This window comes from Halosolutus gelatinilyticus (assembly GCF_023028105.1).
Taxonomy (GTDB): Archaea; Halobacteriota; Halobacteria; order Halobacteriales; family Natrialbaceae; genus Halosolutus; species Halosolutus gelatinilyticus.
Window position 1 is genome coordinate 1,819,629 of record NZ_CP095491.1, and the last position, 24,439, is coordinate 1,844,067.

General features: G+C 63.0%; 21 protein-coding genes. 12 read left to right on the plus strand and 9 right to left on the minus strand.

Annotated features, from left to right (window positions below; translation table 11 throughout):
* The first annotated feature begins 174 nt into the window (after positions 1-174).
* Positions 175-264, plus strand: coding sequence for a DUF7503 family protein (locus MUH00_RS23180; RefSeq protein ID WP_425603051.1), 90 nt, complete (start codon positions 175-177; stop codon positions 262-264).
* On the opposite strand, the gene MUH00_RS09045 is transcribed toward MUH00_RS23180, so the two are convergent.
* The 3 genes from MUH00_RS09045 to MUH00_RS09055 form a co-directional block, all read right to left on the minus strand.
* The gene (locus MUH00_RS09045) at positions 251-2,122 is read right to left on the minus strand and encodes a hypothetical protein (protein ID WP_247003767.1); all 1,872 of its coding nucleotides are present in this window, start codon (positions 2,120-2,122) and stop codon (positions 251-253) included. The two genes, MUH00_RS23180 and MUH00_RS09045, sit on opposite strands and share 14 nt — an antisense overlap.
* A 286-nt stretch (positions 2,123-2,408) precedes the next feature.
* Positions 2,409-3,107 (minus strand): DUF7504 family protein, encoded by a 699-nt coding sequence (locus MUH00_RS09050; RefSeq protein WP_247003768.1) that lies wholly within the window; start codon positions 3,105-3,107, stop codon positions 2,409-2,411.
* A 171-nt stretch (positions 3,108-3,278) separates the two neighbouring features.
* A complete protein-coding gene (locus MUH00_RS09055) occupies positions 3,279-4,034 on the minus strand; it encodes a DUF5781 family protein (RefSeq protein WP_247003769.1) in 756 nt (251 codons plus the stop codon).
* Positions 4,035-4,377: 343 nt separating this feature from the next.
* Here MUH00_RS09055 and MUH00_RS09060 point away from each other — a divergent pair, with 343 nt between their 5' ends.
* Entirely contained in the window at positions 4,378-6,564 is a 2,187-nt protein-coding gene (locus tag MUH00_RS09060) for an elongation factor EF-2 (RefSeq protein WP_247003770.1), read from the plus strand.
* Positions 6,565-6,702: 138 nt separating this feature from the next.
* Here the strand turns inward: MUH00_RS09060 and MUH00_RS09065 are convergent, their stop codons facing one another.
* The 3 genes from MUH00_RS09065 to serS form a co-directional block, all read right to left on the minus strand.
* Positions 6,703-7,152, minus strand: coding sequence for a MaoC family dehydratase (locus MUH00_RS09065; RefSeq protein WP_247003771.1), 450 nt, complete (start codon positions 7,150-7,152; stop codon positions 6,703-6,705).
* 161 nt (positions 7,153-7,313) lie between these two features.
* Entirely contained in the window at positions 7,314-7,460 is a 147-nt protein-coding gene (locus MUH00_RS09070; protein WP_247003772.1) for a hypothetical protein, read from the minus strand.
* A gap of 158 nt (positions 7,461-7,618) precedes the next feature.
* Positions 7,619-8,998: a serine--tRNA ligase gene (gene serS / locus MUH00_RS09075; protein WP_247003773.1), complete on the minus strand. Its 1,380-nt coding sequence runs from the start codon at positions 8,996-8,998 to the stop codon at positions 7,619-7,621.
* Between the two features lie 236 nt (positions 8,999-9,234).
* On the opposite strand from serS, the gene MUH00_RS09080 reads away from it, so the two are divergent.
* From MUH00_RS09080 to MUH00_RS09100, 5 genes are all read left to right on the plus strand, one after another.
* Positions 9,235-10,440, plus strand: coding sequence for a potassium channel family protein (locus MUH00_RS09080; RefSeq protein WP_247003774.1), 1,206 nt, complete (start codon positions 9,235-9,237; stop codon positions 10,438-10,440).
* A 159-nt stretch (positions 10,441-10,599) separates the two neighbouring features.
* Complete coding sequence (locus tag MUH00_RS09085; RefSeq protein WP_247003775.1) at positions 10,600-11,526, plus strand: hypothetical protein; 927 nt, start codon at positions 10,600-10,602, stop codon at positions 11,524-11,526.
* 270 nt (positions 11,527-11,796) lie between these two features.
* Positions 11,797-12,900, plus strand: a complete 1,104-nt coding sequence (locus MUH00_RS09090) for an SDR family oxidoreductase (RefSeq protein WP_247003776.1) — start codon at positions 11,797-11,799, stop codon at positions 12,898-12,900.
* A gap of 178 nt (positions 12,901-13,078) precedes the next feature.
* Entirely contained in the window at positions 13,079-13,549 is a 471-nt protein-coding gene (locus MUH00_RS09095; protein WP_247003777.1) for an Lrp/AsnC family transcriptional regulator, read from the plus strand.
* Between the two features lie 423 nt (positions 13,550-13,972).
* On the plus strand, positions 13,973-14,428 hold the full coding sequence (locus tag MUH00_RS09100; protein ID WP_247003778.1) for a response regulator: 456 nt from the start codon (positions 13,973-13,975) through the stop codon (positions 14,426-14,428).
* A 161-nt stretch (positions 14,429-14,589) separates the two neighbouring features.
* Here the strand turns inward: MUH00_RS09100 and MUH00_RS09105 are convergent, their stop codons facing one another.
* The 3 genes from MUH00_RS09105 to MUH00_RS09115 form a co-directional block, all read right to left on the minus strand.
* Positions 14,590-14,970: a hypothetical protein gene (locus MUH00_RS09105; protein ID WP_247003779.1), complete on the minus strand. Its 381-nt coding sequence runs from the start codon at positions 14,968-14,970 to the stop codon at positions 14,590-14,592.
* A 78-nt stretch (positions 14,971-15,048) separates the two neighbouring features.
* Entirely contained in the window at positions 15,049-15,453 is a 405-nt protein-coding gene (locus MUH00_RS09110; protein ID WP_425603049.1) for a fluoride efflux transporter FluC, read from the minus strand.
* The gene (locus tag MUH00_RS09115) at positions 15,450-15,863 is read right to left on the minus strand and encodes a fluoride efflux transporter FluC (RefSeq protein ID WP_247003780.1); all 414 of its coding nucleotides are present in this window, start codon (positions 15,861-15,863) and stop codon (positions 15,450-15,452) included. Before MUH00_RS09115 ends, MUH00_RS09110 begins: the two co-directional genes overlap by 4 nt.
* A 238-nt stretch (positions 15,864-16,101) precedes the next feature.
* On the opposite strand from MUH00_RS09115, the gene MUH00_RS09120 reads away from it, so the two are divergent.
* From MUH00_RS09120 to MUH00_RS09140, 5 genes are all read left to right on the plus strand, one after another.
* Positions 16,102-17,025 (plus strand): cation diffusion facilitator family transporter, encoded by a 924-nt coding sequence (locus MUH00_RS09120; RefSeq protein ID WP_247003781.1) that lies wholly within the window; start codon positions 16,102-16,104, stop codon positions 17,023-17,025.
* Positions 17,026-17,172: 147 nt separating this feature from the next.
* On the plus strand, positions 17,173-18,105 hold the full coding sequence (locus tag MUH00_RS09125; RefSeq protein WP_247003782.1) for an MBL fold metallo-hydrolase: 933 nt from the start codon (positions 17,173-17,175) through the stop codon (positions 18,103-18,105).
* Between the two features lie 95 nt (positions 18,106-18,200).
* Positions 18,201-20,156: an AMP-dependent synthetase/ligase gene (locus MUH00_RS09130; protein ID WP_247003783.1), complete on the plus strand. Its 1,956-nt coding sequence runs from the start codon at positions 18,201-18,203 to the stop codon at positions 20,154-20,156.
* 136 nt (positions 20,157-20,292) lie between these two features.
* The gene (locus MUH00_RS09135) at positions 20,293-22,272 is read left to right on the plus strand and encodes an AMP-dependent synthetase/ligase (RefSeq protein WP_247003784.1); all 1,980 of its coding nucleotides are present in this window, start codon (positions 20,293-20,295) and stop codon (positions 22,270-22,272) included.
* A gap of 246 nt (positions 22,273-22,518) precedes the next feature.
* Positions 22,519-24,393, plus strand: coding sequence for a cation:proton antiporter domain-containing protein (locus MUH00_RS09140; protein WP_247003785.1), 1,875 nt, complete (start codon positions 22,519-22,521; stop codon positions 24,391-24,393).
* Positions 24,394-24,439: the final 46 nt, after the last annotated feature.

The window sequence follows — 24,439 nt, forward strand, 5'->3', positions numbered from 1 at the left end:
TTAATGATAATACTAGAGTCTGTTCTACTATTCCGCAAATTTCTCCCAATAAAACTATAGAATAATACTATGATTACTACATCAGATATATTAAAATAAATTCATTAGGGGCATCCTCCAAGTAGAAGATGTACTATGACAGACCTAACCGGATACCTGAAGAACCACCCACGAATGATCGGTGTGCTGTTTACAATTGTGATGATACTATCGAAAACTGGGGCTGTCGCAGCAAAAAATAGTTCTGGAGTCAGCGGTCCATAAGTTTTTTGAGTCCATCTCTTAGGATGTCTCTACTCCAATCGACTTCACCATTCCATATTATGGGCGTGTCATTTAGATCCAAAAATTCCTCGAACTCTTCTCTAGTGGAATTTATTTTGTTAGTCTCGCCAGGATGTAAATAATGGCAATCAGCTGACTCTAAGTGCGGGGTAAATAAGCTTCCTTTTCTATTCCCTGATGACAGATATGTTTTCATTCTCACATTCACACAATCACTATCGTGGTCTACAGAACATACATTAGGTACTCCCATCTTTGGCTGCGCTATTGTTGTAAGCCCATCTCCAACAATATGATATTGTTCTGCAATGATATGGTCTTCTCGAGCAATATCCAGTGCAGCATAGAGTGGGAAACCTTGGTTCAGTAGTCGTGCAATTGTGTTTCCTACACTGATTGCACCATCATTAACGACATCTCCGAAAGTAACGATCCCTCCGCTACTACCTGCTTCAATTAAAGAAATCCCTTGTGAATGAGATTGACAAGCATTAAGTAAAAATGCTTTGACGCCTACATTTTCAAGTGATGATGCGTCAAGTTTTCCGTCTGAACATTGGAATCCATTCTCATCTATATGTCCAATATAATGACAAAAATCACCCTCTTGTGACAAAATTTCCTGTAATTCGTCCTTTGATGTATTATAGTGTACTATGACCTCAAATAGGAGTTCAGCATGGTTCCCATAAACTTTATTCACGCGTTCTGCTTCTTCGCTCATAGTAGGATCATTACATATAAGATTAATTGTGATTGGTCCTTCTCTTGGAGTTCTTCCAATACTATTATAGAATGATGAAATTGGAGTAGTACTATTAATATTAGAAAAGGTTGTACCATTCCAGGATTGCTGAATCGTTGGAATTGACAGTTTATTAGATATGTCTGAAACAATATCTACGTCTTGAGGGCCTCTCTCTTGGATCGAATTGCTCCTTGTGAATTGCTCGATGGCTTGTGTGTGGCTTTGTGACGATGTTGACGAATTCGCATCGCTTAATTCATCCATTACTTTCACTGAAGCAAGGCGATCAGCAATATATGGAAGAAACTCAATAATTTTTGGGACAGGTTTTACATTCACTTTTAGATGCCATTTTGTGAGGTAGGCCTCTATAGCCTCCGATGGAACTTCCAAATATTTTTCTATTTGCTCATGAATTGGGAGTTTATATACTTCTTCAATGTCAAATTTGAGAACAGGCTCAATTAATTCTCGTTCATGTAAAGATAGTGGTATTATACCTTCTGTTCGAACAATGCAATCTAAGAAGAAAATTTGCTTTAAAATTTGATCGACTGTTGGCTCAAAACGATCATCAAGTGAATAGGAATATCCAGATTGAGTGGTAAGACGAGGTGTTGAACTTGGTACTAGATCTGCTCCGAGATAGTATGCAAGAGGTGTTATAACAAATATATGCCGTAATGTCGGAGGGATACCAATTTGTATACCTGTTTTACTTTCATTAATATTCTCTGGAATGGATAGATTCTCACCAAGTTTAATTGCTGGCGGATGCCCTCGAAGGGTTGGGAAGGCTCGGTCAGCCGTCTTCGTCTTTAAGGCAGATCCAAATGCTGATATTGCCTTCATCACGTCGTTTGGATCTGCTGGCGTAGTAATCGTTGCTGCTGGGCGTGTATGATAAGATCGTGCGCCTATAATGACATCCGGAAAGCCACCGAAATAAACATAGGTGCGGTCAGAATCCGAATACACATTTATTTCGTCATTAACATGCACATATAATTTTAGAGCTGACGAGAGATCAATAGTGTATATTCCTGATGGAAAAGACTGTTGTTCATTTGGCCGAACCTCCGCTATCATCGATCTATCTCTTCCATAGATGTAGATAGTATCTTTTGTCGGCAACGTAAGCATATCCGTCGTAATCTCGACGGCTGCATCGATCGGGTACTGAATCGTTTCGCAATCGACTGGTGTGGGATCCACCTCGGTATGCGTCGTTAGCCGGTATCGATGCCGCTCGATCGGGTCGATAATTTCGAGTCCGTCTTCGATCGGTTCGAAAGTTGGTTTCATTTCAAATGATTTACAAATGTGCTGCGATCACGAAGCCACGGGTGGCTCTCGGCTGCTGGCGCTCCTACCGTTATGAATCTGGTGGACTGATCCATCCTGAACTGTGGTCCGTACGCGGGAGCGTCCATCGCTCCTGAACGATGCCGTTTTGCTCGCGGAGTTCGACGAGCACGTCGAACAACGGTTTCAGGACCGGCACCACAGTGGCGTCTCGCTCGATCGGGAGCCGGTAGTGGATCATCCCGTCGGCGGCTTTCACGCGTCCGTTAGTCAGGTGGATGAATTTGAACACTTGTTCGGTGTCGTAGTCTTCGAGCAGTGGGAGTAACGAATCGACGCCAACCCGGAGTTCGCTCGGCTCGAACTCGCTCTCGCTTTCGAACGCCTCGATCGCACTCGAGATCGCGATCCCGAGGTCGCCGAGCGTTTCGGCGGTGGGCTGGTCGTCGATCGACGGCGTGGCGGACCCGTCGGTAGTCGGCGCCTCTGCAACGGTACAGCGCGTCTGGCTCTCGTAGCGGACGACTCGAATCGTCTCCGCCGGAGATAATTCGTGCAACAGGGCATCGCCGTTAGCGGTCGAGACGAATACGCGGCGACGAAGCTGATCGGTTGCGTGTCCCAGCAAACGCCGGGAGAGCGCCCACTGCTGGTCGGGATGGACGGAGCCGAGGACGAGGACGCTCGCACCGTGCTGTTTCAGCCGCGATAACGCGTCGGTGAACGACGCGTCGGTCGATCCCTGTTTGCGATCCTTTGCCGAGAACATCAATTGTATGTTTCATCCGTTGTTCGCGTCGAATATTAAACGTTCGGGTCGATCGATCGCACGGGTAATTCCCAATAACGACGGCAACACGTCCGGCGCGCGGAACCCGATCGGCGGAGTCGATTCCGACGAACTCGCCTGCCGGCGATCGAAGGTGCAACCCGCGCAGTGCTAGTCGGCTGCGTGTCCCTTTCCGCTGACGTAGGATCGGGTCGTCTCGACGAGTTCCTGTCGGTAGCTACTCGAATCGGGTTCGCGTGCGAGCTCCCGGAACCGGCGTTTGAACTCGCCGATCGGGACGTGCGGAGCGTCCATCGCGGCCGCGTGTGCGATATCGTACAGCCGGTGATCCTCGTCGATGAGGGCGTGTCGTTCCGCGAGCGCCAGCGCGAACGCCGCGTTCACGGCGGTGATGTCCGGGTCCGCACTCGTCGAGATGCGTTCGAGTCCCGGCCGTGGCGGGGTCTCGGGTCGATCGGCGACCGCGGCGGCGAGACTCGATTCGAGAAACGACAGCAGTTTCTCGCCCGGCCCCACCGAGAGGGTGATGTCGTCGGCGTAGATGTCCTTCATGTGGTTCGCGATCTGATAGCAGTGGGCGAGTTTGCGCCGTTCGACGGACTTGCCGGCGAACGCGAGGTACAGCGCCTCTTCGGTCGACTGGACGTGCGAGGGGTGTTCCTGTTCGTATCTGGCCATGTGAGCGAACTCGTGGAGCGCTAACTCGCGGGCCATCGCCGAGGAAGCGACATGCTGCGAAATGTTCAGGACGTGGCGGTCGTCGTAGTGGCCGGCCCAGGTTCGCTCGTCGGGATCGTCCCGCAACCGGACGTGGACCGGGAGCGAGAGATCGTGTTCGGTTTCGAAGAGGTCCCGGGCGCTGAGGAAAGGGGAGGTGGGACCGGGGCCCTGGACGTGGAGATCCATGGTTATCGGTACCACGTGCTCGAAGGCCATCACTGTGACGGCGATTATCGGTTTCGTCGGGTTCGTGGGCGGGCGATCGGTCGCGGATGGCCCGCTCGATCGGCTCCGTACTGTCTCTCGTCTCGTCCGTCTGTCGGAACGATATACTCGCGGACTGAACTGTGTCAGTCGGTGAATACGTTCGCAGCTGGGCCGTCTGATCACGGCGGCGACGACGCAGGAAAACTGCGTGTCATTCACTCACGTAAACTGGACATTCAGCCCGTCGATCGGGGTCTCCGGCCCGTTTCCGGTGGGGACGAAACACTACCCTTTTGACCCCGGTACCGGTAATGGGGGGTATATGGGCCGACGCAAGAAGATCGTCCAAGAGTGTGAACGGCTGATGGACGAACCGGAGAATATCCGGAACATCGCCATCGCCGCTCACGTCGACCACGGAAAAACCACCCTTTCTGACAATCTCCTCGCCGGCGCCGGCATGATCTCCGACGAGACGGCCGGCCAGCAGCTCGCGATGGACACGGAGGAAGACGAACAGGAGCGCGGGATCACGATCGACGCGGCGAACGTGTCGATGACCCACGAGTACGACGGGACCAACCACCTCATCAACCTCATCGACACGCCGGGCCACGTCGACTTCGGAGGCGACGTGACCCGTGCGATGCGCGCCGTCGACGGTGCGCTGGTCGTCGTCGACGCCGTCGAGGGTGCCATGCCCCAGACCGAGACGGTTCTCCGCCAGGCGCTTCGCGAGGGCGTCAAGCCGACGCTGTTCATCAACAAGGTCGACCGCCTCATCTCCGAGCTCCAGGAAGGCCCCCAGGAGATGCAGGACCGACTCCTCGCCGTCATTCGCGACGTCAACGAACTCATTCGCGGCATGACCGAGGACATGGACGATGTCGGCGACTGGACCGTCTCCGTCGAAGACGGCACCGTCGGCTTCGGCTCCGCGCTGTACAAGTGGGGCGTCTCGATGCCCTCGATGCAGCGCACCGGGATGGACTTCGGCGACATCATGGAGATGGAGCGCAACGACCAGCGCCAGGAACTCCACGAGCAGACCCCGCTGTCGGACGTCGTACTCGACATGGTCTGTGAGCACTTCCCGAACCCGGTCGACGCACAGCCCCGCCGTATTCCGCGCATCTGGCGTGGCGACGACGACTCCGACCTCGCAGAGGCGATGCGCCTCGTCGACGAAAACGGCGAGGTCGTCTTCATGGTCACGGACATCTCGATGGACCCCCACGCCGGCGAGATCGCCAGCGGCCGCGTCTTCTCGGGTTCGCTCGAGAAAGGACAGGAACTCTACGTCTCGGGCACCGCGGGCAAGAACCGCGTCCAGTCCGTCGGCATCTACATGGGCGGCGAGCGCGAGGAAGTCGAAGAGGTGCCGGCCGGGAACATCGCCGCCGTTACCGGCCTCAAGGACGCCATCGCCGGCTCCACCGTTTCCAGCGTCGAGATGACGCCGTTCGAGTCGATCGAGCACATCTCCGAGCCGGTCATCACGAAGGCCGTCGAGGCCCAGAACATGGACGACCTGCCGAAGCTCATCGAGACCCTCCGACAAGTGTCCAAGGAGGACCCGACGATCCAGATCGAGATCAACGAGGACACCGGCGAGCACCTCATCTCCGGGCAGGGCGAACTCCACCTCGAAGTCATCACCCAGCGTATCGAGAAGAACCAGGGCATCCCCGTGAACACGGGTGAGCCGATCGTCGTCTACCGCGAGCAGCCCCAGACGGCGAGCGACGAGGTCGAGGGCATCTCGCCCAACCGCCACAACCGGTTCTACATCTCCGTCGAGCCGATGACGGACGAACTCGTCAACACCATTAAACTCGGCGAGGCCTCGATGGACATGCCCGAGCAGGAACGCCGCGAGGCCCTGCAGGAAGCCGGCATGGACAAAGATACGTCCCAGAACGTCGAACACATCCACGGGACGAACATCCTCGTCGACGACACGAAGGGTATCCAGCATCTGAACGAGACGATGGAACTCGTGATCGAGGGGCTCGAGGAGGCCCTCGACAACGGCCCGCTCGCGAACGAGCCGGTCCAGGGATCGCTCATCCGCCTGCACGACGCCAGGCTCCACGAGGACACCATCCACCGCGGTCCGGCGCAGGTCATTCCCGCGACCCGCGAGGCCGTCCACAAGTCGCTGATCGACGGCCAGATCAAGCTGCTCGAGCCGATGCAGGACGTCCGTATCGACGTGCCGAACGACCACATGGGCGCCGCCTCCGGCGAGATCCAGGGTCGACGGGGCCGCGTCGACGACATGTACCAGGAGGGTGACCTCATGGTCGTCGAGGGTATCGCGCCCGTCGACGAGATGATCGGCTTCGCCTCCGACATCCGCTCCGCGACGGAGGGTCGCGCGTCCTGGAACACTGAGAACGCCGGCTTCGAGGTCATGGCCGACTCGCTCCAGCGCGAGAAGATCATGGAGATCCGCGAGCGCAAGGGCATGAAGCTCGAACTGCCGCCGTCGATCGACTACATCTAACGACCTTTTTTCTCTCGGGTCAGCCTTCGGCTGACCACTCGAGCAAAAAAGACCGTTCGCGTCTTCGACGCTCGCGGATGCAAACGGTGTATGTCACCGTATTTCTCACCGCCAATACCCGTAACCGCTGCCAGTCCGTCACTCGATCGGTTCTCGCCGCTCCATCATCCCCAGCGCGCGGTAGGAGATGACGGGTTCGTCGCGCTGGTTTCGCCCGATCGTCTCCAGCGTCACGTTCCCGATCGCGGGGTACGTCTCGTTCGGCTCTTTCGCGACGAATTCGGTCTCGACGGAGAGCGTATCGCCCGGTCGAAGCGGCCGGATCCACCGGAGGTCGTCGACGCCGCGCGCGCCGGCGAACCGCCGATCGCGCATGTGGTCGACGTTCTGTCGCATGCAGAGGCAGGCGGTCTGCCAGCCGCTGGCGACGAGTCCGCCCAGAAAGGAGTCCTTCGCGGCCTCCTCGTCCAGGTGAAACGGCTGGGGGTCGTACTTCTCGGCGAATTCGACGATCTCCTCCTTCGTGACCTCGTAGCTCCCGCAGTCGATCGTCTCTCCGACTTCGACGTCCTCGTAGTAGCGGGTCATAGTCGATGAGGGTCGCGGCTTCGTATAACCTCTTGCGGGTTCGGCGTCGACCGCACGTTTCTAACTCGCGAGGGCCGGATCGAACGATCGCCCCGTCGACCGCGGATCGGCTGCCGATCGCCGGCGGCCGCCGCTTGCATGCCGCCCCGACCGCGAGCGGCTCAGGCCGCGAGCACCCTGGTGAAAAACGGAATCATCGCTCCGAACGCGACCAGCGCGAGCCAATACGGAAACAGATGCAGGACGCCGATAGCGAACAGCAGTCCGATGCTCGAGGCGGTTAGTTTCTGCCGGATACTGAGATACATGATCGAGGTACAGAGTAAGAATACGTAACGCTTTCGGCGGATTCTACGAGGGGACGCTCTTGCGGTTCGGCCGGTGTCCGACGCGCGGTTCGATTCCGGCGATCGCTCGACCAGGCGCGTTCCGAAGACCCCGCTTCGAGTCCGCGATCGCGGGGCCGTTAGTCCCGATCGCCCGATCCGAGCGCGGCCTCGCCGACCTTCTCGTGGCCCTCGATGACTTCTTGGCCGCTCATGTACGGCCGCAGGGCCTCGGGGATCGTGATCGTGCCGTCTTCGTTCTGGTAGTACTCGAGGATGGCCACCATCACGCGCGGCAGCGCGAGCCCCGACGCATTCAGCGTGTGGAGGTATTCGGCGCTCTCGTGGCGTTCGGGACGGTAGCGCAGGCCGGCGCGGCGGGCCTGGAAGTCCTCGAAGTTCGAGGCCGACGAGACCTCGAGCCAGCGGCCGCCCTCCTCGGGGCCGTCGTCCATGTCGTCGGCGGGCGCCCAGACTTCGATGTCGTAGGTCTTCGCCGCCGTAAAGCCGAGATCGCCGGTACAGAGTTCGAGGATGCGGTAGGGAAGGCCGAGCCGGCGCAGGACCACCTCGGCTTCGTCGAGGAGTCCTTCGAGTCGATCGTAGCTCTCCTCGGGTTCGACGAAGTTGACGAGTTCGACCTTGTTGAACTGGTGGACGCGGACGATGCCCCGGGTTTCGGTGCCGTGCTCGCCGGCCTCGCGCCGGAAGTTCGGAGTGTAGGCCTGGTGTTTCAGCGGGAGATCCTCCTTGAGGAGGATGTCGTCGGCGTACATGTTGGTGACGGGCACCTCGGCGGTGGGACAGAGCCAGAGGTCGTCGTCCTCGTACTCCTCGTCGTTGCTCCCGCCCAGGCGGTAGGCGTCGTCGGTGAATTTCGGGAACTGCCCCGTGCCCCGCATGGCTTCGCTCTTGACGGGCACCGGCGGGAAGAGGTCGACGTAGCCCTGCTCGCGGTGGATGTCCATCATGAACTGGATCAGGGCGTGTTCGAGGCGCGCACCGTCGCCTTTCAGGAAGTAGAAGCCGGCTCCGGTCGTCTTCGCGCCGCGGGCCTCGTCGATGATGTCTAGTTCTTCCCCCAGATCGTAGTGCGGGGTGACCGCCGCCGGCAGCTCCCGCAGGTCGTCGAAGCCCCAGCGGCGATCCTCGACGTTGTGGCGTTCGTCGATCCCCAGCGGAACGCTTTCGTGAGGGATCTGGGGGATCTCGAGCATGCGCTGATCCAGTTCCGCCTTCAGTTCGGCGGCCTCGCTCTCGACGTCCTCGATCTCCGATTTCAGGTCCTTCGATCGCTCGATTGCCTCCTGGCGCTCCTCGTCTTTCCCCGCGGCGACCAGTTTTCCGATCCGCTTGGTGACCTGGTTGCGATCGTGGCGCAGTTCGTCGCCGCGGGCTTTCAGTTCCCGCCAGCGCTCGTCCAGATCGATGAGTTCGTCGAGGTCGACGTCGGCACCTCGGTTCTCGAGGGCGTCTCGAAGTACCTCGGTGTTCTCGCGCAGATAGGTCCGATCGATCATTGCTCGTGCGTTCTTTGCGCCCGTCCAAAACCGTGTCGGAAGCTATCGTCGCAGTAAATCGGCGCCCGTCGGTCGGTTGATCGCGAGTGAGGGGGTCCGTGTCTCTTGCGAGCGTTACGAACACCGCTCGCTATCCGCCGATCGTCTCTGAACGAGATCGAACCGGCGGTCCCACGTCCTGCTACTTGCAATCAGGGCGGGAAACGCTTTTTTGCCGAGCATGGCTCTGTTAGGGTATGGACCCGCTCGAGGGCGAGGCGTCGGTACCGATCGAGTACGAGCCCGTCAACGTCAAGGACGTGCTCGTCGAGATGAAGGACACGGCGGAGCTGCTGATCGACCTCTCCTACTCGGCTGTGCTCCACTCGAGCGAGGACATCGCCGCGGAGGTGCTCCGGCTCGAAGAGCAGATGGACGTCCTCGAGATGCGAGCGCGGATGGGACTGATGATGGCGACTCGGAGCCCGGACGACGCCGAACGGCTCGCGCCGGTACTCGGCATCGTCGCCGCCGCGGACGGAATCAGCGACGCCGCCGGCGACATCGCGAAGGTCGTCCTCGAAGACATCGGTCTGCCGGAGGCGATGCGGGCGGCGCTGCCGGACGCCGTCGAAACGCTCGTTCGCGGCGTCGTCGCCGCCGACTCGCCGTACGCCGATCGGACGCTCCAGGATATCGACCTCGAATCGGAGACCGGGGTGCGCGTGATCGCGCTCCGCCGGGGCGACGACTGGCTGTTGAACCCCGGTCCGAAGACTGTCATCCGATCGGAGGACGTGGCGCTGCTTCGGGGGCCCGACGTTTCGATACCGGACGTCTACGAGACGCTGACGGGTTCGGAGTACGAACCGCCGACCGCGGCCGCGCCCGACATCGAGGACCTGGAACGAGCGGTGGACACGATCGTCCACATGAAGAACCTCTCGGAGCTGGCGGTCGACCTGGCCTACAGCGCCGTCCTGTTCGACAGCGAGGCGCTCGCCGAGGAGGTCCGCAATCTGGAGGTCGAGGTCGACGCGCTCGAATCGCGGTTCGAGGCGTGGACGCTCCGGGCGGCCGCCGACGCCGCGGATCCGGTTACCCTCCGCGGGCTGATCCACCTCGGCAGTTCGACGGAGGTCATCAGCGACGCGGCGGTCGACATCAGCGAGGGGGTCCTCCGGGACATCGAGGTCCACCCCGTCGTCGGGATGGCCGTCGAGGAGAGCGACGAGATCATCACCCGCGTCGCGGTCGAGTCGGGCAGCGACTTAGACGGCGTCGCGATCGTCGACGGCCTGCCGGATACCGACACGACGATGTCGGTGATCGCGATCCGTCGACCGGAGGACGGCTGGCTGTTGGTCGGCGACGCCGACGCGGAGATCCAGGGCGGCGACGTGCTGATCTCCAAGGGGACGAGGACGGCGGCCGCGGCGTTCGAGGAACTGGCGCAGGTCTGAGGCTCCGGAACACCGTCTTCGATGGGCACACCGACGCCCGATTCCGATCGCCCCGGCCGATCGGTTGGCACCTGTGAGATGCCGCGCCCGGCGACGTTTCTGCCGGACCAGTTCAGACAGAAAACACTTGTACGTGGCCGATCACGTGCGGTCTATCAAATGGGGCCGTCGCTACGACGAAGACAGGTGCTCGGCGGCGTTGCCGCCGTCGTTTCTGCAACGCTGGCCGGTTGCGGGTGGCACGGCCCGTCGCTGGAGATGCGGGAGGCGACCGATTCCGACCTGCTCTCCGGAACGGTCAGGTCGATCCCGTCCGGCGCCACGTCCGACAGGTTTCGACCGATCGTCGAGACGATCGAAAACGGGACGGCAGACTTCCACAGTCGTTTTCCGCGCCCGGTCGTGGAACCTGCACAGCCGGTCGTCGCCCCGCTGGTCGGACCGCCGATCGAGTACGAGGGAACCTACTATAAGCTCCTGCTGACGAAGACCGTCGAACGGACGCTGACGGCGGTCGAGGTCCTGATCGGATCGGCGGAGACGTCGTCCAACGATAGCGCCAACGCGGTCGAATACGACGGACTTCCCGCGGTAGACGGAGCGAACCTCGCCGACGAACTCCCGACGGAGACCGGGGAGCGGGATAACGTGTCGGTTCACATCCTCTACGACGAACGAGAGGCGAACGCGTCGATGCTCGTTTCGGAACCCGACTACGACGCGATCGTTCGAAACGGCCGACGGTACTCGATCGACGTCACCGGTGTCACGGACCGACGGGGGTACACCTACCACTACGAGGCCGACCGCGTCGCATCGACGGACGACGAATTCTTGCGGTGGCTCCGAGACCGGTACCGATACGAGTTGCGCGGACTGTCGGAGACTGAGCGGGACGTCGTCGACGAGGCGATCGCGGAACACAGGTACGCCGGGAGCGAGAGCGACGACGCATTCGTATCGTTGTGCGAACGACTTCTCTCGGAACCCGCGATCGACCGGGAGGACGGATACGGGGAGTGGGTCGTCCGATACGACGGTAGCGAGTACGTGGCGGAACTCAACGCACCGCCGTCGTTTCACTGACGGCGTCGCGTTGAGGGAGGGCTGGCTGCTGGTCGGCGACGCCGACGCCGAGATTCAAGGCGGCGACGCGCTCATCTCGAAGGGGAACCCGGACGGCCGCCGCGTCGTTCGAGGAACTGGCCAGGCCTGACCGGGTATCGAAGTCGAACTCGACGATCGTCTCGCGGCGACGATTTCTGCCGACGCTTTCGCGGTGCTTTCTCGCTTCCGAGCCACGCGCATACAGGCGTCGAACGCAAGCCCGTCGTGGTCGTAGCGAGGTGACGAACCATGACCGACGAACTGAAGCCCCTCGACGAACAGGTGATCGTGATTACCGGCGCGTCGTCGGGCATCGGACTGGCGACCGCGCGGATGGCCGCCGATCGCGGCGCGACGGTGGTCGCCGCCGCTCGGAGCGAGGACGCGTTGCGGAAGTTGACCGACGAACTCGCCGCCGAGGGCGGCGAAGCGACGCACGTGGTCGCCGACGTTCGGGATCGCGACGACGTACGCGAGATCGCGCGGGTCGCCGAGGAGGAGTTCGGCGGCTTCGACACGTGGGTTAACGGGGCGGCCGTCTCCATCTACGGCAGGCTCGACGACGTTCCGATCGAGGAGATGCGCGATCAGTTCGACGTCAACGTGTGGGGTCTGCTGTACGGGTCGCTGGAGGCCGCCGAGCACCTGCGTGACCGCGACCGAGAGCCGGACCGCGGCGGAGCCATCATCAACATCGGGAGCATCGTCTCCGAGCGCGCGATCCTCCTGCAGGGGAGCTACTCGGCGTCGAAACACGCCGTCAAGGGCTTCACCGAGGCCCTCAGGATGGAACTCGAGCGGGAGGACGCGCCGGTGTCGGTGACGCTCGTCAAACCGAGCGCGATCGACACGCCGTTCCCGGAGCACGCCAAAAACCACATGGACGAGGCGGCGACCCTTCCGGCGCCGGTCTACGCGCCGGAGACGGTCGCCCGGGCGATTCTCCACGCCGCGGAACACCCCCAGCGCGAGGTGACCGTCGGCGCCGGCGGGAAGCAGATGACGGTCCTCGGCGAGGCCGCCTCGCGGCTGATGGACAAACTCATGGAGACCGTCTTCTACCGCGAGCAGCGAAAGGACGAGCCGCCGCGCGATATCGCCGATCGAAGCGGCCTCGACGAACCGGCCGGCGAACTTCGGGAACGCGGCGGCTACGACGGCCGCGTCGCCGAGTCGAGCCTCTACACCAGCCTTCGACAGCGCCGGGAGGTGCCGCGATCGGTCGCCCTCGGCGTGGGGCTCGCGGCGACGGCGGCGTACGCGGGATACAGGATGCTCAGGAACGGCGACGAAGCGGACGATGCAGATTCCCGGTCGGACGATCGACGGATCGCCCGGCAGATCCGGACGTAACCGGTCTCGGCGGGGCGCGAACCGTTCGGGGGACGTGCTGTCGGGAGCTCCGCGGATCCGGGCCATCGACGCCCCGAACCCGAACGGAATCAGACTGGTCGCACGCCGGGCGGTGACGGAACGCCTGTTGAGACGCATAACCAACTTCTTTTATCGGTATCACGTCGCTGGGTGTAGTATGGAACTCGACGACGTCGATCGGGGAATTCTCCATATGCTCCAGGACGACGCTCGGAACAACAGCGCCGCGGTTATCGCCGACGAGGTGGGGGTCGCGCCGAACACCGTCCGGAATCGCATCGAACGCCTCGAAGAACGCGGCGTGATAGACGGCTACTACCCGCACATCGACTACGAACGGGCGGGCTATCAACTCCACGTCATCTTCGTGTGCTCGGTCCCGATCTCCGATCGGCGCGAGTTCGCCGACGCCGCGCTCGATACCGAAGGGGTCATCCGAGTGAACGAAATCCTTTCAGGACGCGAAAACCTGGCCGTCGAGGTCGTCGGTAGCGATAGCGAGGCTATCACGGCCATCGCGAGCGAACTCGAAGCGACCGGGTGTGACATCAGCGACGAGTGGTTCCTCAGAAACACCTCCGTAAAACCGTTCAATCACTTCGGGGCCGAGGAAGTCGACGGACAATAAATTGTCTCCCGTTCTGAAGATATTTCATCGAGTTACTTGCGGTAATGTTCACTCCATAGGATGAAGAATGGCGCAATATTGTCTCGATTCAGTGAGTGTATACTAGATGATTAGGGTGATATCTTATATGGGACGCAGCCTTTCACAACAGCGTCTTAATGAAGAGACACATGAGAAGGGGCGGGGATAGTTGGACAGTATCCCTGGTGACTGTGGTCGATCCGGAAGTCGGTACCCGATCGACGGCCCCTCCGCCGCTGTCCGATGGAATCGAGCCCGTCTTCCCGCACCGGGCGATCGGAGTACCCGTCGGATCGTCGGTCCCCTCGTTTTGGTTCCGAACCTGTCGAGCGCTCGGTGTCGGTGGTGGGGACGGCGCAGCGGCAGATCACATCGCCGACAATCGCACGGTTGATACCTGAAATGTCCCACCTACAGCGTTCCGCTGACCCGGTCCACGTCCTCATCGCCGAAGACAATCCTGGCGACGTCCGCCTCATCGAAGAGTCCTTCGAGATGATCGACTGCGAGGCCGTGCTCCACACGGTCGCCGACGGGTACGAGGCCCTCTACTTCTTGAAGCGTCGAAGTACGGTGGAGTCGCCGCCCCTTCCTGACCTCGCCCTCGTCGATCTGGATCTGCCGGGGAAAGACGGGTGCGACGTCCTCGAAGCGATCAGGGACGATCCGCAACTGCGGCGGCTTCCCGTGATCATGCTCACGGGCTCGGACGACGAGCGGGATATCGCCCGCTGTTACGACGCGCACGCGAACGCCTATGTCACGAAACCGACAGACCCGGGCGAGTTCGTCTCGCTGGTTGAGGGGATCGAACAGTTCTGGTTCCATTCGGTGCAGCTTCCCTCGATTCCGCGATGAGGGTCCGTTCTTCTGCGAGCGATCGCTCGCCCGGAAGCCGCTCCTGACGCACGTCGCGGTGCGGCCCGCAGCCTCCGGGAACATTCCCGCGAACGTACCGGAAGCGTACCGGCGTACGGGCGGTCGGCTCCCTTCGCAGCGGCTGCGGACGGCCCGACTCGTCAGTACCCGTCGGGGATCGGGCTCCCGCCGTCCAACTGCTGGGGGACCTGATCGGCGTTTTCGTGAATGGACTCGAAGACGAACGCGACCTCGGTGAATCGGGGACCGCGGTACGCGCGCAGCGGCGCCGACTCCCAGCGGACGTACTTCGCGTCGGCTAATAGCGGCAGGTGGTGGTGGTGCAACTGGATCCACAGCGCGTCGGGGTCGACGGGTCGGATCGGACTGACTGCGGCCTCCGGCAGGCGAACCGGTTCGTCGGGTGCCACCTCGAGCAGTGCGTCGACGAGCCGTCGTCGGGGCTCGGCTCGTAGCGCGTCGAACACAGTATCCCATCTATCGACGGCCTGTTCTGGCGTTGAGGGGGCACGATCTGCCATGGGTCGTCATACAATATCGAAGATTTAATATTTGGGGCAAGGTAGCACGGAACGTCCGCGCCGATCGTCGGGCGCGGGTCAGGACCCAATCGCGATCCACGCGACTCCGATCGCCGCGAGCGACAGGCAGAGATTGCCCGCCGCATTCAGGATCGCGAGGCGCCGATCGCCGCGTTCGTACAACTGGACGGTTTCGACCGAAAACGACGAGAACGTCGTGAACGAGCCGCAGGCGCCGACGCCGAGCAACTGGAGCGACGAGCCGCTCAGGCCGGCGAAGATCGCAGCGCTCAGGACGAAACTGCCGATCGCGTTTACCGCGAGCGTCGGCCACGGATACCCCTCGCTCGAGAACTGCCGGTAGACCCAGTGGCGGCAGACGGCGCCGATCGCGCCGCCGGTGCCGACCACGTGGGCCGGCTCGGGGTCGAACGCGGCGGTTTCGGCGACAATCGCGAGCACCGCCGCAGCCGGAGCGATCACGCCGTCTCACCTCCGGTCGGCGTCGGCCCCCAACCGCTGACCCGTCTGGCCAGCCCGCGGCTCGCGACGACGCCCGCGAACCCGAGGCCGTAGTTCCCGACGACGATCGCGACGAGCAACAGCGGCTCCGCCGCCAGCGCGGTCTGGACCGCGAACGTGCTGTAGGTCGTCAGCGAGGAGAGGAAACCAGTTGTGAGGACGAGCCGGGACTTTCGATCGACGATCCCGGTGTACTGGGCCTCGTAGACGAGAAAGCCCAGGACGACGCTCCCGAGGACGTTGACGAGCAGTACCGCCGGCACGTCGGCGAGGACGCCGGTCGCGAAGTAGCGCAGATTCGACCCGGCGAAGCCGCCGATGCCGATCAGTGCGAGCGTTTCCAGTCGAACGAGGGGGTGGTCGGCTGCCATGGCTGTCTCAGGACAGGGACCGTCAGCCGGCCGCGGCGCCGACGGTTGGGTCGGGCGGGCCCCATCGCCCGGATATCGTCGCCTTCGCAACCGATCCCAATGAGGGTTGCGAAGCGTTCGCCATCCCGTGCTATCGTTTCGGATCGATCCGATGTCGTGGCACGACCCTTCGCGTTGCCGATCGGCGCACGATCGAAAAAGGAAAAGACCCAAGGTTAGACTCCATCTAAACCTGGCAATGGCGGGCACCGCGGCCGGGGGAGCGGGCCGAGACGGGTTCACGAGAGCCTCGTGGGTCAACGTCGTCGGGAACGTCGCCAAAATCGTCGTCGAGGGCGTCGCGGGCCTCGCGTTCGGGAGCGTCGCCCTCCTCGCGGACGCGGCCCACTCGATCGCGGACCTGATCGCGAGCATCGTCGTCCTCGTTTGGGGCCGGAGTTCCTACGACGAGCCCGACGACACCCATCCTCACGGCCACGAGCGAATCGAGCCCCTGACGGCGCTGTTCGTCGGCGCGGTGATCGCGCTGTTGGGGCTGAATCTCCTGTACGAGTCCGCCAGCGGCATCGTCTACGGCGTTGACGTCGTCTTCAGCCCCCTGTTGCTCGGGGCACTCGCGTTCGCGATCGTCGACATGTACGCGGTCTACCGGTACACGATCCGGGTCAACGAGACGGTCGGATCGACCGCGCTCAAGGCGCTCGCGGCCGACTGCCTGAACGATATCTACACCTCCTTCGCGGCCGTCGTCGGGATCATCGGTGTCCTGCTCGGCCAGCCGCTACTCGACCCGATCGCCGGCGGCCTCGTCAGCCTGCTCGTCGTCTACCAGGGGGTCGAGATCGGCCGCGAGAACGTCGCCTACCTCATCGGCGCCGCGCCGCCCGAGCGAAAACGAGCGGAGGTCACGGCGGTCCTCCGCGAGCATCCCCGGGTCCAGGGCGTCCACGATCTGGCGGTCTTCTACGACGGCACCAGCCTGGAGGTCGAGGTGCACGTCGAGGTCGACGGCGACATGCCCTTCCGGCGGGCCCACGACCTCGAGTCCGAACTGGTGAGTCGCCTTCGCGCACTCGACGACGTCGGCGACGCGCACGTTCACCTCGATCCCTCGGGTATCGGCGAGTGGAAGGACCAGTCCGATCGACCCGACGAGCGGTAACGACTCGACCGGCGATAGCAACTCGGCGGACGGCGACGGCGCGATCGCGACGGGAAGTCGACGGCGAGTCACCCCTCGACCGCGAGGGTCGATCCGGAGCGGGCGACCGGACACACCTTTTATCTCGTCGCGCGAGTGCCTACGGGTATGGAACTCGGAGACGTCCGCGAGGTGACGGCCGGTGACTGTTCGGACCTGTACTACGTCGATACCGGGATGTACGACACGGGCGAGTACGGCGCGGCCTACGTGCTCGACGACGATCGACCGGCCGTCGTCGAGACCGGCATCGGGACCAACTATGAATACATTCTCGAGGCGCTGGAGGACCTCGGCATCGATCGGGACGAACTCGAGGTCATCGCGGTCACGCACATCCACCTCGACCACGCCGGCGGCGCGGGCTTCCTCGCCGAGGCGTGTCCGAACGCGGAGATCCACGTCCCGGCGCCGGGTGCGGGCCTGCTGATCGACCCGGAGCGACTGGTCGCAGGGACGAAAGCCGCCGTCGGCGACCAGTGGGCGTTCTACGTGGAACCGAAGCCTCTGCCCGAGGAGCGCGTCGTCGAGATCGAGGACGGCGACGCGATCGACCTGGGGGAGCACGAACTGCGCGTCCACGAGGCGCCGGGTCACGCGTTCCACCAGGTCGTCTTCTACGACCCGGCGAACGACGCCGTCTTCACCGGCGACGCGGCGGGGATCTGGGTTCCCGAGACCGAGGAGATCCGAGAGACGTCACCGCCGTCGAACTTCGACCTCGAGCAGTGTCTGGCGGACCTCGAGACGCTGGGGAAGATCGACCCCGACGTCCTTCTCTACACGCACTTCGGACCCCGGGAGGTTGGCGACGACCTCGATCGCGCCCTCGAGGAGTACGCGACGGTGCTCTCCGAGTGGGTCGACGCGGTCGAAGAAGCGCGAGACGAACTCCAGGACGACGACGCGGTGATCGAGCACTTCGCCGAGAACGCCGACCTGATCGACGTCTGGGGCGAGCGCAAGGCCCGCGCGGAGGCGGTGCTAAACACTCGCGGCGTTCTCGGATATCTCGATCGGGAGCCTCGGAACGCGACGTAACCGGCGCTCGATCCGTCGAGAGGCGCAGTAAACCTGATTATCAATGAAACCAGTTTCATCACGTTTTATCGCACGGGAGCTACTGCCACACGGATATGGACTGGCGGGACGCCGAACGAGAGTACGAGGACGAGGTGATCGGGGAGACGACGCTCGGGCGCATGTTCGAGGACGCGGCCGAGCGTCATCCGAACCGGCCGGCGCAGAAGTACAAGGGCGGCGTCTACGATCGATCGCTGACCGACTCGGTGCTGCCGGCGGCGTCGCCGGGGGAGTTCCGGACGATCTCGTACGCCGAGATGCGCGATATCGCCCGAAGGCTCTCCGCGGGATTTCGCGATCTCGGCGTCGACCGGGGCGAGCGGGTGGGGATCTTCGCCAGCACCCGGATGGAGTGGGCGCAGTGTGACTTCGCGCTGCTCTCGGCTGGCGCCGCCGTGACGACCGTCTACAAGAGTTCCTCGCCGGATCAAGTGCGGTACCTCCTCGACGATCCGGACGCGTCGGGGGTCGTCGTCGAGAACGAGGACCTCCTCGAGCGAGTCCTTGCGGTCGAGGACGACCTCGACCTCGAGTTCGTCGTTTCGATGGACGACCTCGGCGACGAGTACGACGATCGCGAGGGCGTGCTGACGCTCGACGAGGTGTACGATCGGGGCGACGAGACGTTCGACCTCGACGCCTACCTGGAGCGCGTCGACGCCCCCGAGATGGACGATCTGGCGAGTCTGATCTACACGAGCGGGACGACGGGCCAGCCGAAGGGCGTCCGGCTTACCCACCGCAACTTTCGGTCGAACGTCAACCAGATCCGCAAGCGGTACGGCCCGCGACCCGACAAGCCCGAAGACGTGCCGGCGATCGACGAGACCACGCAGACCGTCTCCTACCTGCCGCTGGCGCACGTCTTCGAGCGGACGTCGGGGCACTTCCTGATCTTCGCGAGCGGCGCCTGCGTCGCCTACGCCGAGAACACGGAGACGCTGAAGGAGGACTTCGGCGCGGTCGAACCGAACACGGCAACCAGCGTGCCCCGCGTCTACGAGAAGATCTACGACGCGATCCGCGAGCAGGCGGGCGAATCCGCGATCAAAGAGCGCATCTTCGAGTGGGCGACCGACGTCGGCGTCGAGTACCAGCGGGCCGACGATCCGGGACCGATTCTGGAGGCGAAGCGATCGCTCGCGGACAAACTCGTCTTTTCGACCGTTCGGGAGGCCCTGGGCGGCAACGTCGACCTCCTGATCAGCGGCGGCGGCAGCCTCTCGAAGGAGCTCTGCACGCTCTACCACGCGATGGGGCTGCCGATCTACGAGGGCTACGGCCTCACCGAGACCTCGCCGGTCGTCACCGTCAACCCGCCCGAGGAGCCGACGGTCGGCACGATCGGGCCGGCGCTTCCCGGCGTCGAGGTGCGGATCGACGAGTCCGTCGCCGACCAGGACGCGTTCGACGACCCCGGCAAGGTGGGCGAACTGCTCGTGCGAGGACCGAACGTGACCGAGGGCTACTGGAACAGGCCCGGCGCGACCGAGGGCGCGTTCACGGCGGACGAGTCGGGCCGGTGGTTCCGCACCGGCGACATCGTCCACCTGCGCCCGGACGGCTACGTCGAGTTCCGCGATCGGGCTAAACAGATCCTCGTCCTCTCGACGGGGAAGAACGTCGCGCCCGGTCCGATCGAGGACGCATTCGCCGCGAGCGACGTCGTCGAGCAGGCGATGGTCGTCGGCGACGGCGAGAAGTTCGTCGGCGCCCTGCTGGTCCCGAACACCGAGCGCATCCGTAACTGGGCCGCCGAAAACGGAATCGACGTGCCGACCGACCCCGAGGCGATGTGCGACGACGACACCGTCCGCGAGTACGTCGAGGAGGAGGTCGATCGCGTCAACGAGAACTTCGAGAGCCACGAGACGATCAAGCGGTTCGAACTCGTCCCACAGGAGTTCACCGAGGAGAACGAGATGCTCACGCCGACGATGAAGAAGAAACGCCGGGTCATCCTCGATCGGTTCGAGGACCGCGTCGATCGGATTTACGCGGACGCGTAGGGCTGCGATCGCCGAGGTACAAGAATCGACCGTTGATCGCCGAGGCGCGAAGAAACGGACGCCGTCCGTTTCTTCGCCATCGATCGTGATAGATCCCATCCATTCATAATCCGCGCGTCCCATGGTACGTCAAGCCATGGGATGGGAACAGGCCGAACGGGAGTTCTCGAACGAGGTGCTGCGAATGGAATCGCTCGGACGGATGTTCGCGACGACGGTCGAGCGAAACGCCGAATCGGTCGCCCAACGGTACAAGGGCGGCGTCTACGATCGGACGCTCGCGGGGACGGCGTTCGACCCGGCGCCGGACGGCGCGTACGCGAGCGTGACCTACCGGGAGACGGGTGAGATCGTCCGCGCGCTCTCGGCGGGCTTTCGCGACCTCGGCGTCGACCGGGGCGATCGAGTGGGGGTGTTCGCGGATACCCGGATGGAGTGGGCGCAGTGTGACTTCGCGCTGCTCTCGATTGGTGCCGTCGTGACGACGGTGTACAAGAGTTCCTCGCCCGACCAGGTGCGGTACCTGCTCGACGATCCCGGCGCAACGGGCGTGATCGTCGAAAACGCAGATCTCGTCGAACGCGTACTGGAGGTCGAGGACGACCTCGACCTCGAGTTCGTCGTCTCGATGGACGACCTCGACGGCTACGCCGATCGCGAGGACGTGCTGACGCTCGAGGAGGTCTACGAGCGAGGCGCGGCGGCGTTCGATCCGGAGCGCTACGAGGCGCTACTCGACGAGATCGACGCGGACGACCTCGCGAGCATTATCTACACGAGCGGGACCACGGGCCAGCCGAAGGGCGTCCGGCTCACCCACCGCAACTTCCGGTCGAACGTCAACCAGATCTACCGACGGTACGGGCCGCGGCCGGACAAGGCCGCCGGCGTGCCCTCGATCGACGAGAACACGACGAGCGTCTCGTACCTGCCGCTCGCCCACGTCATGGAGCGCACGTGCGGCCACTTCGTGATGTTCGCCGCGGGGAGCACCGTCGGGTACGCCGAGAGCGTCGACACGCTCCAGGAGGACTTCAGCCTCGTACAGCCGACCACCGCGACGAGCGTGCCCCGCGTCTACGAGAAGATCTACGACGCGATCCGCGAGCAGGCGAGCGAGTCTCCGATCAAGGAGCGCATCTTCGAGTGGGCGACCGACGTCGGCCGGGAGTACCACCGATCGAAGCGACCTGGGGTGGCGCTCGCTGTCAAGCACTCGATCGCGAACGCGCTCGTGTTCAGCACCGTCAAGGATGCGCTCGGCGGCAACGTCGAGTTCCTCGTCAGCGGCGGCGGGACGCTCTCGAAGGAGCTCTGTACGCTCTATCACGGGATGGGGCTGCCGATCTACGAGGGCTACGGCCTCACCGAGACCTCGCCGGTTGTCACGACGAACCCGCCCGAGGAGCCGAAGGTCGGCACGATCGGACCGCCCATCGTCGACTGCGAGATCCGGGTCGACGAGACGGTGGTTCCGGAGGGGTCGACGGTAGATACGCTCGGCGAGACGGGCGAACTCCTCGTGAAGGGGCCGAACGCGACCGACGGGTACTGGGAGAACCCGGAGGCCACGGCCGATGCGTTCACGGAGGACGGATGGTTTCGCACCGGCGACATCGTCACCGTTCGGCCCGACGGCTATCTGACCTTCCACGAGCGATCCAAACAACTGTTGGTCCTCTCGACGGGGAAGAACGTCGCGCCCGCGCCGATCGAGGACGCATTCGCCGCGAGCGACGTCGTCGAGCAGGCGATGGTCGTCGGCGACGGCGAGAAGTTCGTCAGCGCGCTCGTCGTCCCCAACGTCGGGACGCTCCAACGACGAGCCGCCGAGGCGGGGGTCGACTTGCCCGACGATCCGGAAGCCGTCTGCGACCACGAGTGGGCGCGCGATCGAATCGGCGAGGCGGTCGTCGCGGTCAACGACGGCTTCGAAGCTCACGAGACGATCAAGGAGTTTCGCCTCGTCCCCGATGAGTTCACCGAGGAGAACGGCATGCTCACGCCGACGCTGAAGAAGAAGCGGCGGGTCATCCTGGAGGCGTACGCGGACGAGGTCGCGGACGTCTACGACGAGCGATCGGTCGACGAAGCGAGTGCGGACGTCGCGGACTGACGCCCTCGATCGATCGACTGCGCCCCGAGACGGCGGCCGACGCGGCGATTCGCGTCGCCGGGGTTGGACGACGAGGACGGCCGAGGCGGAAGCGGACACCGACGATCGCAAGACGCTTCGCTTCTCGCCCGCACAAAAAGGTGCGCTTAACCGACTGGAGACGATCGTTCAACTAACGGATGCCGCTAGCCGAACTGACGATCGGTCGCCACCGCGCCCGCGAGGGCGAGTCACAAGGGAAGCGCGATGGCTAGTACCGACTTCCTCCTCGTCGTCGCCGCGATTATCGGTCTCGGCGTCAGCGCCCAGTTACTCGCGGCTCGCTTTCGCGTCCCGAGCGTCCTCTTTCTCATCACCGCGGGCATCGTGCTGGGTCCCGAAGGACTGGGCGTGGTTACCCTCGAGAACCTCGGCGGGATCGACGCGCTCTCGACGATCGTCGGCGTGAGCGTCGCGATCATCGTCTTCGAGGGGGCGTTTCACCTCAAAATCGATAAGCTTCGCCAGGCGCCGTCGGCGGTGATCCGGCTGATCACCCTCGGCGCGGCGATCGCGTTCGTCGGGACGGCGGTCGCCACCCACTACCTGATCGGCGCGGACTGGGGCATCTCGCTGTTGATCGGTGCGCTCCTCGTCGCGACGGGACCGACCGTGGTCACGCCGATCCTGGCCGTCGTCCCCGTCAGGGATCGGGTGGCAGCCGCCCTCGAAACGGAAGGGATCGTCAACGACGTCACCGCGGCGATCGCGGCCATCGTCGTGTTCAAGGCGCTGGCGTCGGCAGAGATCCACGTCGATACGTACGTCCAGGACTTCGTCAGTCGCCTGGGTGTCGGGTTATTCGTCGGCGTCGTCGTCGCGGCGATCGTCTGGGCCGTCCTGCAGTACGTGGATATGTCGCCGGACGACGCGCCGCAGAACGCTCGACTGTTGACCCTGGCCGGCGCCGTCGTCGCCTTCGGTGCGGCTGACTGGGTGTACTCGGAAGCGGGGGTGGCCGCGGCCGCGACCGCCGGCCTCGTGCTGGGGAACGCCGGTCTCCCCTACGAGGAGGAGATCGAGGCGTTCAAAGGCGACGTGACGTTGATCGTTCTCTCGTTCGTGTTCATCGCGCTCGCGGCGTTGCTCGATTTCGACCGGCTGTCCGCGCTCGGGTTCGGTGGTCTGGCGCTGGTCGTCGTCGTGATGGGCGTCTTGCGGCCGGCGGTAGTTTTTCTCTCGACGAGCGGTAAGCGGTTCACGGCTCGAGAGAAGCTGTTCATGAGCGCCGTCGGACCGCGGGGGATTATTCCGGCGTCGGTCGCGACCCTATTCGCGATCCGGCTGCAGGACTCCGAGCCGCCGACGAACGTCGCCGGTGCGAAACTGCTCGTCGGAACCGTCTTTCTCGTCATTCTGGTGACTGTCGTCGTCGAGGGCGGATTCGCCCGACAGATCGCGGAACGATTGGACGTGATACCCATGCGTGTACTCATCGTCGGCGGCGGCAAGGTCGGCCGCTCGCTGGCAGAACGACTGGAAGCGCGCGGCGAAAACGTAGTCCTGATCGAAGCGGACGAGACGATCCTCGAACGCGCCCGATCGGAAGGGTTCACCGTCCACGCGGGCGACGGGACGAACACCGAAGTCCTCCTCGCGGCGGGGGCGGAAAACGCCAAGATCGTCGTCGCGGCGACCGGCGACGACGACGCGAACCTCCTGATCGCCCAGCTGGTCAAGTCCAAGTTCGACGTTGACCGGGTGATCGCCCGGGCGAACAATCCCGCCAACGTCGACGCGTTCGAAGAGCTCGACGTGCGGACCATCTCGTCGTCCGAATCGACGGCGTGGGCGATCGACAACTTGATCGAGCGGCCGGCGCTCTCGAACTGGATGACCGAGATCGGTCGATCGGGCGACGTCCAGGAGATCGAGATCACCAGCGAGCACGTCGCCGGTCAGCGGATCGTCGAAATCAGCGACGAACTGCCCAACGGCGTCCTGATCGCGTTGGTGAGTCGGGACGGGGAGAGCGAGGTCCCCGACCCGGAGCTCACGCTCAAACTCGGCGATCACGTCACCCTTCTGGGTCGAACCGAGGCGGTTCACGAAACGCTCGACCGGTGGCATCCACACGACTGATCGACACCGCGCCGGCTGCGACCGCGGCGGTACGCGATCGCGTCCG

Bases quoted from the DNA above. Each gene is read 5' to 3' on its own strand.
- MUH00_RS09090 (WP_247003776.1), top strand. From the start codon at position 11,797: ATGACCGACGAACTGAAGCCCCTCGACGAACAGGTGATCGTGATTACC.
- MUH00_RS09140 (WP_247003785.1), top strand. From the start codon at position 22,519: ATGGCTAGTACCGACTTCCTCCTCGTCGTCGCCGCGATTATCGGTCTC.
- MUH00_RS09060 (WP_247003770.1), top strand. From the start codon at position 4,378: ATGGGCCGACGCAAGAAGATCGTCCAAGAGTGTGAACGGCTGATGGAC.
- MUH00_RS09080 (WP_247003774.1), top strand. From the start codon at position 9,235: ATGGACCCGCTCGAGGGCGAGGCGTCGGTACCGATCGAGTACGAGCCC.
- MUH00_RS09100 (WP_247003778.1), top strand. From the start codon at position 13,973: ATGTCCCACCTACAGCGTTCCGCTGACCCGGTCCACGTCCTCATCGCC.
- MUH00_RS09120 (WP_247003781.1), top strand. From the start codon at position 16,102: ATGGCGGGCACCGCGGCCGGGGGAGCGGGCCGAGACGGGTTCACGAGA.
- MUH00_RS09085 (WP_247003775.1), top strand. From the start codon at position 10,600: ATGGGGCCGTCGCTACGACGAAGACAGGTGCTCGGCGGCGTTGCCGCC.
- MUH00_RS09095 (WP_247003777.1), top strand. From the start codon at position 13,079: ATGGAACTCGACGACGTCGATCGGGGAATTCTCCATATGCTCCAGGAC.
- MUH00_RS09135 (WP_247003784.1), top strand. From the start codon at position 20,293: ATGGGATGGGAACAGGCCGAACGGGAGTTCTCGAACGAGGTGCTGCGA.
- MUH00_RS09130 (WP_247003783.1), top strand. From the start codon at position 18,201: ATGGACTGGCGGGACGCCGAACGAGAGTACGAGGACGAGGTGATCGGG.
- MUH00_RS09050 (WP_247003768.1), bottom strand. From the start codon at position 3,107: ATGTTCTCGGCAAAGGATCGCAAACAGGGATCGACCGACGCGTCGTTC.
- MUH00_RS09065 (WP_247003771.1), bottom strand. From the start codon at position 7,152: ATGACCCGCTACTACGAGGACGTCGAAGTCGGAGAGACGATCGACTGC.
- MUH00_RS23180 (WP_425603051.1), top strand. From the start codon at position 175: ATGATCGGTGTGCTGTTTACAATTGTGATGATACTATCGAAAACTGGG.
- MUH00_RS09070 (WP_247003772.1), bottom strand. From the start codon at position 7,460: ATGTATCTCAGTATCCGGCAGAAACTAACCGCCTCGAGCATCGGACTG.
- MUH00_RS09045 (WP_247003767.1), bottom strand. From the start codon at position 2,122: ATGATAGCGGAGGTTCGGCCAAATGAACAACAGTCTTTTCCATCAGGA.
- serS (WP_247003773.1), bottom strand. From the start codon at position 8,998: ATGATCGATCGGACCTATCTGCGCGAGAACACCGAGGTACTTCGAGAC.
- MUH00_RS09105 (WP_247003779.1), bottom strand. From the start codon at position 14,970: ATGGCAGATCGTGCCCCCTCAACGCCAGAACAGGCCGTCGATAGATGG.
- MUH00_RS09125 (WP_247003782.1), top strand. From the start codon at position 17,173: ATGGAACTCGGAGACGTCCGCGAGGTGACGGCCGGTGACTGTTCGGAC.
- MUH00_RS09115 (WP_247003780.1), bottom strand. From the start codon at position 15,863: ATGGCAGCCGACCACCCCCTCGTTCGACTGGAAACGCTCGCACTGATC.
- MUH00_RS09055 (WP_247003769.1), bottom strand. From the start codon at position 4,034: ATGGATCTCCACGTCCAGGGCCCCGGTCCCACCTCCCCTTTCCTCAGC.